This window comes from Streptomyces sp. TRM49041 (assembly GCF_008271805.1).
GTDB lineage: Bacteria > Actinomycetota > Actinomycetes > Streptomycetales > Streptomycetaceae > Streptomyces.
The window spans coordinates 1-6,092 of sequence record NZ_VSRY01000108.1 but is presented as its reverse complement, the minus strand read 5'-3'; the positions used below and the strand labels follow the sequence as shown (position 1 = coordinate 6,092).

Sequence of the window (6,092 nt, the reverse complement as noted above, 5' to 3'; positions counted from 1 at the left end):
CACCACCGCAATCCACGCCGTGTTCGTCGTCATGCGCCAGCGAGCATCACTCGCCGGAGGGTAGATCGGAAATGCTCAATGGTCTTGCCGCGCCCGCTAGTCTGCTGGATGACGTTGGTGCCACAGGACTGACCCAAGTCCTTCACGTTCTTGAGCGTATAAAAGGCGGTCGCACCCGCAGGGGCAGGAGCCACTGCATCAACCGACTGTAAGGATCCAGCCGCCAGAGCTCGATCGGTGTTCAGCTTGACGACAGTGTTCGGGCCGGGCTTGAAGAATCTCCCATCCGCCGATATGGAACCCTTCGGAACTCCGTTCATTCCCCCGTCATCCGCGTAGGACACGCCAGCTCCTGTCGTGGCCGCCATAGCCACCGCAGCCCCGACCACGGAAAGCGCCGAGGTAAACGGCCGCCGTCGAGATGAAGACAGCCTGAGATTCATTTCCACTCCATAGTCGGTTGGGTAACTCCATGGCATCGCTTTCCGCTTTTATTTCGGGGAGAAGCGCGCCTGAGGACCTCTAGAGTCTGTTTTGCTCTTCACTCCAAAATCAACCGACTTGATCAACGTGTGTCTCAGGTCACAGCGGAATCTCAGATTCAGCTCAATCCGTACTGTTGCTCTGCGTAATTCAAGCCACGGTTCGAAGAATTTGAGCAATGGGCTGTGTCAGCAGTAAATCAGCAGACCAGTCACCTGAGGTCGAACTCTCGTTGTCATGGGCGTTCAGGCGTGGGGACGGATCGAGCTGCCACCCGCCCCAGGGCTTCGGCGTAGTCGCGTGACGCCCGGTTCGTGGCGAACTGCCGGCTCAGCGGTACTCCCGGAACGTGACAGGCACGGCTTCCAAAATCATGGAGTTCTCTACGCCCCGTGATCCAAGTGGAAGACCGTGCCTGCCAACGCATCATCTCTGATCCCGCCTGCCCTTTTCTGCCCAGGCGGGTCCTGCCCGCCGAGACCACGGTCCGCCGACTGCTTGCCCGCACCGACGGCGACGCGCTGGACCTGGCTACCGGGAGCTGGCTCGCCGACCGCCGCCCGAAGGCAACCGGGCTGCAGGGCCTCGCAGTGGACGGCAAGAGCCTGCGCGGCGCGGTCAAGGCGAAGGGCCGCAAGATCCACCTGTTTGCCGCACTGGAGCACGCCACCGGCCTGGTCCTGGCCCAGCTGGACGTCGGCGAGAAGACCAACGAGATCACGTGCTTCCAGCCGATGGTCACCTCGGTCTCAACCCCGCGGTTTTACGAGCGGGACGAGATCGAGGCGTCGCTGAACGCCGCCGGGTTTGAGGTCGACGAGGCGTTGGACGCGCCGGACCTGCCGGGCCTTGAATGGGTCTTCGTGGCCCGCGAGCTCTGACGCGGAGTCAGGAAATGCCGCGGAAGAAGGTGTGGATGTCGTTCGCGAGCAGCTCCGTCTCCTCCATTGCGGGGAAGTGACCACCCTCGGTGAACTCGCTCCAGTGGCCGATCGCCTTCCATGGATCCATCGCGCGGCGCATGAGTGGGTGAGTGTCGAACACGGCCCATCCGGACGGCACGCCGGAGGCCATGACCAAGTCGATTCCGGAGTGCTCGGACTCGTAGTAGAACTGCGCGCTCGATGCGCCGCTGCGGGTGAACCAGTACAGGCTGATGTTCGTGAGGAGCTGGTCGCGGTCGACCGACTCGTCCGGCGTCCGGTAGGCGCCGCTGGTCCTGGTCTTGAACTTCTCGGCGATCCACGCGAGCTGACCGACCGGCGAGTCGGTGAGCGCCGCGCCGATCGTGTCGGGACGGTGGTTCTGCATCTCGAGATACCCGCGCTCGGCCGCATACTCGGTGCGCACTGCCTCGATCTGGGCGGTCTCGTCATCGGACAGACCGTCGGGGTAAGGGAACTTGTCGCCGACCAACCCGAGCCACCGGGGGTCGCTGCCGATGTGCGTGCCGATGACGCGCTCCGGGTAGAGCGCCGCGAGGCGGCCGGTGGTGCCCGCACCGATGTCGGTGCCGTGGGCCGCGAACCTCTCGTAGCCGAGACGCGTCATGATCTCGGCGTAGGCCTCCGTCGTCCGCGCCAGCTCCCAGCCGGTCCCTGAGAGCGGGGTGGAGAACCCGAAGCCGGGCAGCGACGGGATGACCACGTGGAACTCATCGGTCAGCAGCGGGATGAGTCGCTGGTACTCGACGAACGAGCCCGGCCAGCCGTGGTTCAGGATCAGCGGCGTGGCCTCCGGGTTCGTCGATCGCGCGTGGACGACGTGGAACGTCTGGCCGTAGACGACCGTCGTGAACTGTTCGTACTCGTTGAGCTTCTCCTCCTGCGCACGCCAGTCGAACCCGTCGCGCCAATACTCGGCGAGCTCCTTCAGGTACACCAGCGGGATGCCGCGGCTGAAGTCGGTGCGATCGTCTCGGCCCGGCACGGGGATCGGCCAGCGCGTGTGTGCCAGCCGGTTACGCAGGTCGTCGATGTCGGCCTGCGGGATGTCGATACGGAACGGTGTGAGTGCGTTGTTCTCGTTCATGACACCGACGTTCCCAGGAAACGCGGTAGATTAGCTTCCGCAATTGCTGAAATGATAGAGAGCATGTTGGAGACCTCGGCCCGCCTGCTCGAACTGCTGTCATTGCTCCAGCTCAAGCGCGACTGGACGAGCTCCGAGCTCGCCGGCCGGCTCGATGTGAGCACAAGGACTGTGCGCGCCGACATCGGCAAGCTGCGGTCGCTCGGCTATCCCGTGGACGCGCGCCCCGGCGTCGCGGGCGGGTACCGGCTGGCCGCCGGGACGGCGATGCCCCCACTGCTGCTCGACGACGACGAGGCCGTCGCCGTCGCGGTCGGACTGGGGGCGGTCGCGACCCAAAGGCTCGGCGTCGAAGAGACATCGCTCACTGCGCTCGCGAAGCTGGAGCAAGTGCTGCCCTCGCGCCTGCGTCGGCGCGTCGAGGCGGTACGCGAGGCGACGAGCGTCGTTCCAGCGGCTGAGCCGCCGCTCGATCTCTCGGTTCTCGGCGCGGTCGCTGCCGCGATCCGCGGCCACGAACGGCTCCGGTTCGGATACACGAAGCCCGGGGGCAGCGAAGGGGCCCGCCACACCGAACCGCAACGGCTGGTGAGCTGGGGGCCGCTCTGGTACCTGCTCGCGTGGGATCTCGACCGTGACGACTGGCGGATCTTCCGTGTCGACCGCATGGTTCCGCACGGACCGACGGGTGAGCGGTTCCAGCCGCGCGTGATCTCGGAGGACAATGTCGTCGAGTACGTCGTCGGACGCGTCAGCAAGGCGGCCTGGAAGTACCGCGCCCGGGTACTCGTGCATGCTCCCGCCGCCAAGGTCGCCGCGAAGATCCCCATCCCGGTCGATATCGAGGTGGTCGACGAGTCCACGTGCCATGTCGAGCTGGGTTCCGACGACCCAGATCGGCTCGCGCTGTGGATGACACAGCTCGACGTCGACATCGAGGTGATAGACGGAGACGAGCTCGCGGCGGCGTTCGATCGCCTCGCGACGAGGTTCCGCCGCGCGGCGGGTGGCGCATCCACGACGTGAATCTCGGCCGTCGGTCATTCGACGATGTCGTCGAGGGCCGGCGGCCGGTATCCGGGGCCTTCAGCACCTTGCCGTCGGCTCGGCGCAGGACTCGGCCGTCCGCGCCCCGCTTCCTCATGTTGGAGCGATGGACCTCGACGAAGGCGGCCGGTAGGTCGATCCCCAGCGCGTCCGCGGCGCCGTACGTGACGCGGTCGAAGCGTGGCGGGCGCCCGCCCGCGGTCCCGCGCCGCTTGCGGTTGCGGATCTGATCCGCGGGTTCGGGGATCGTCGCCCGGATCCCGCGGCGGCGTAGGTAGGCCCGGTTCACACGCGAGGAGTACGCCTTGTCCGCCCGCACCCTCACCGGGCGGCTCCGGGGGCGGCCGAGTCCGGTCCGGGCGACCTTGACGGCGTCCAGGACGGGTTCGAACTGTGGGCTGTCGCCGGCTTGGCCGACGGTGATGACCACCGCCATCAGTCGTTGGCCCTGCTCGGCCGCGGCGTGGACCTTGGTAGTCAGCCCGCCCCGGGAACGGCCCAGGGCGTGATCATCCGGCTCGGTAACGACGCCGCCGGGCGGCTCGACCTGCTCGGCGCCGTGGCGACGGGCGCCGGCCGCGTGCTGGTGAGCACATGAGCTCGTCGAGTCGACCGACAGTTCCCAGCAGATCAACCTGCGGCCGTCCGCGGCGGCGCGCAACAGGTTAGCGACCTCATCCCACACGCCCTGACGTTGGAGGCGTCGAAAGAGCCGGTGGACGCTCTGCCACGGCCCGTACCGCTCGGGCACATCACGCCATGGAGCGCCGACCCGGCAGATGCCGGGCCGGCCGACCACGAGACGCCACCGGCAGCACGGGCCGAGCATCGCCCATGCCGTATCACTCAGATCACCAGCCACGACCTTGAATCATGCCGAACACCGCAGACCGCACGGAACGGACTTCCGAAACAGGCCCTAGCTTGATCTTTAACCTTGCGGGTCGAACGGCTCCTCGTACTTGATCACTCGGACCGGTAACTGCCGTACGCGCAGACGGCCTTCGGCTGAGCATGTGCTCCGACCAAGGAACACACACACCCAGCACGAAGGCCGTGGGGATGAGTCTGTTGCATCATGCTGTCCGGCAGGATCCGTTTGCGGAACTGTCACGCTTCCGGGGTGAGTTCCACTCCTGCCTGACCCGACGTGCGGATGCATTGTTCGAGCTGGCGGACGCCGTGTTGTGTGCGGACGGCCCGGTCCGGTCGCTGGTGGAGCTGTCGCTGGTGGGTGAACACCGTCGTGGGCATGGTGGACTCTACGACGCCCTGGCTGCGGGCCGGCTGGACGTGGCCCGGCTGCGGCGGGCCCTGGCCGCGGTGCCTTTGCCGCGGGCGGCGGACGGACGGCTGGTGCTGGCCGCCGACATCACCTGCTGGCTGCGGCCCGACGCGCACACCTCACCGCAGCGGATCCTGTGCCATACCTATGGGCGGGGCAAGGACCAGCACATTCCCGTTCCTGGCTGGCCGTATTCGGTGATCTGCGCGCTGGAGACGGGCCGCAGTTCATGGACCGCGCCGCTGGACGCATTGCGTCTGGCCCCGGGCGACGATGCCGCGACCGTCACTGCTCGGCAGATGCGCGAGCTCATCGAGCGCCTGATTGCAGCCGGGCAGTGGCACGACGGCGACCTGGACGTCCTCATCGTGGTGGACGCCGGTTACGACGTGCCCCGCCTGGCCTTCCTTCTACGGGATCTGCCGGTGCAGGTGCTGGGCCGGATGCGCTCGGACCGTGTCCTTCGTCGCGCGGTCCCGCCACGGGAACCTGGCACCCGTGGCCGTCCACCGCGTCACGGGGGCGAGTTCGTGTTCGGTGATCCCACCACCTGGAACACCCCCGACGCAGCAACGGTGACCGCGACGCGTCTCTACGGCACCGCCACGGCCCGGGCATGGGACCGCCTCCACCCGAGACTGACCCACCGCTCCGCCTGGACCGCCCAGCTCGGCGCCCTGCCGGTGATCGAGGGCACCGCGATCCGCCTGCAGGTCGACCACCTGCCCAGCGGCGCGACACCGAAGCCGGTGTGGCTGTGGTGGTCGGGCACCGACGCCACCGAGACGGAAGTCGACCTGCTCTGGCAGGTGTTCCTACGGCGGTTCGACATCGAGCACACATTCCGGCTCTTCAAGCAGACGCTCGGGTGGACCTGCCCGAAGATCCGCAGCCCCGAGGCCGCCGACCGGTGGACCTGGCTGATCCTCGCCGCCTTCACCCAGCTCCGGCTCGCTCGCCCACTGGCGGCCGACCTCCGCCGGCCGTGGGAGAAACCCAGCCCGCCCGACAGGCTCACTCCCGCCCGGGTCCGCCGCGACTTCCGGCACCTCCGCCCCAAGGCCGCCTGCCCCGCCGAAGCACCGAAAACCTCCCGCCCCGGCCCAGGGCGTCCGCCGGGTCGCAAGAACACCCGACCCACCCCACGCCACGACGTGCACACAGTCGGCAAACCGGACTCCGCAAAGCGACGAACGAAGAAGACAACGACCCCGCGTCCACGCCGCACAGGTTAAAGATCAAGCTA

General features: G+C 67.4%; 5 protein-coding genes and 1 pseudogene. 3 read left to right on the top strand and 3 right to left on the bottom strand.

Features of this window, described 5'->3' with window-relative positions:
* Window positions 1-29: 29 nt before the first annotated feature.
* The gene (locus tag FVS66_RS13100) at window positions 30-344 is read right to left on the bottom strand and encodes a hypothetical protein (RefSeq protein ID WP_149181368.1); all 315 of its coding nucleotides are present in this window, start codon (window positions 342-344) and stop codon (window positions 30-32) included.
* 531 nt (window positions 345-875) lie between these two features.
* Between FVS66_RS13100 and FVS66_RS13095 the strand changes: the two genes are divergently transcribed.
* Window positions 876-1,364, top strand: coding sequence for a hypothetical protein (locus tag FVS66_RS13095; RefSeq protein WP_316248181.1), 489 nt, complete (start codon window positions 876-878; stop codon window positions 1,362-1,364).
* 7 nt (window positions 1,365-1,371) lie between these two features.
* On the opposite strand, the gene FVS66_RS13090 is transcribed toward FVS66_RS13095, so the two are convergent.
* Window positions 1,372-2,514: an epoxide hydrolase gene (locus FVS66_RS13090; RefSeq protein WP_149181367.1), complete on the bottom strand. Its 1,143-nt coding sequence runs from the start codon at window positions 2,512-2,514 to the stop codon at window positions 1,372-1,374.
* 63 nt (window positions 2,515-2,577) lie between these two features.
* Between FVS66_RS13090 and FVS66_RS13085 the strand changes: the two genes are divergently transcribed.
* Complete coding sequence (locus tag FVS66_RS13085; RefSeq protein ID WP_149181366.1) at window positions 2,578-3,540, top strand: YafY family protein; 963 nt, start codon at window positions 2,578-2,580, stop codon at window positions 3,538-3,540.
* Between the two features lie 283 nt (window positions 3,541-3,823).
* On the opposite strand, the pseudogene FVS66_RS35905 reads toward FVS66_RS13085, so the two are convergent.
* A pseudogene (locus FVS66_RS35905) lies at window positions 3,824-4,390 on the bottom strand (IS5 family transposase); the annotation flags it as partial.
* Between the two features lie 233 nt (window positions 4,391-4,623).
* Here FVS66_RS35905 and FVS66_RS13075 point away from each other — a divergent pair.
* On the top strand, window positions 4,624-6,081 hold the full coding sequence (locus FVS66_RS13075; RefSeq protein WP_149181364.1) for an NF041680 family putative transposase: 1,458 nt from the start codon (window positions 4,624-4,626) through the stop codon (window positions 6,079-6,081).
* The last annotated feature ends 11 nt before the right edge of the window (window positions 6,082-6,092 follow it).

Excerpts from the sequence above, each read along its gene's own strand:
- FVS66_RS13090 (WP_149181367.1), bottom strand. The coding sequence starts at position 2,514 with ATGAACGAGAACAACGCACTCACACCGTTCCGTATCGACATCCCGCAG.
- FVS66_RS13085 (WP_149181366.1), top strand. The coding sequence starts at position 2,578 with ATGTTGGAGACCTCGGCCCGCCTGCTCGAACTGCTGTCATTGCTCCAG.
- FVS66_RS13075 (WP_149181364.1), top strand. The coding sequence starts at position 4,624 with ATGAGTCTGTTGCATCATGCTGTCCGGCAGGATCCGTTTGCGGAACTG.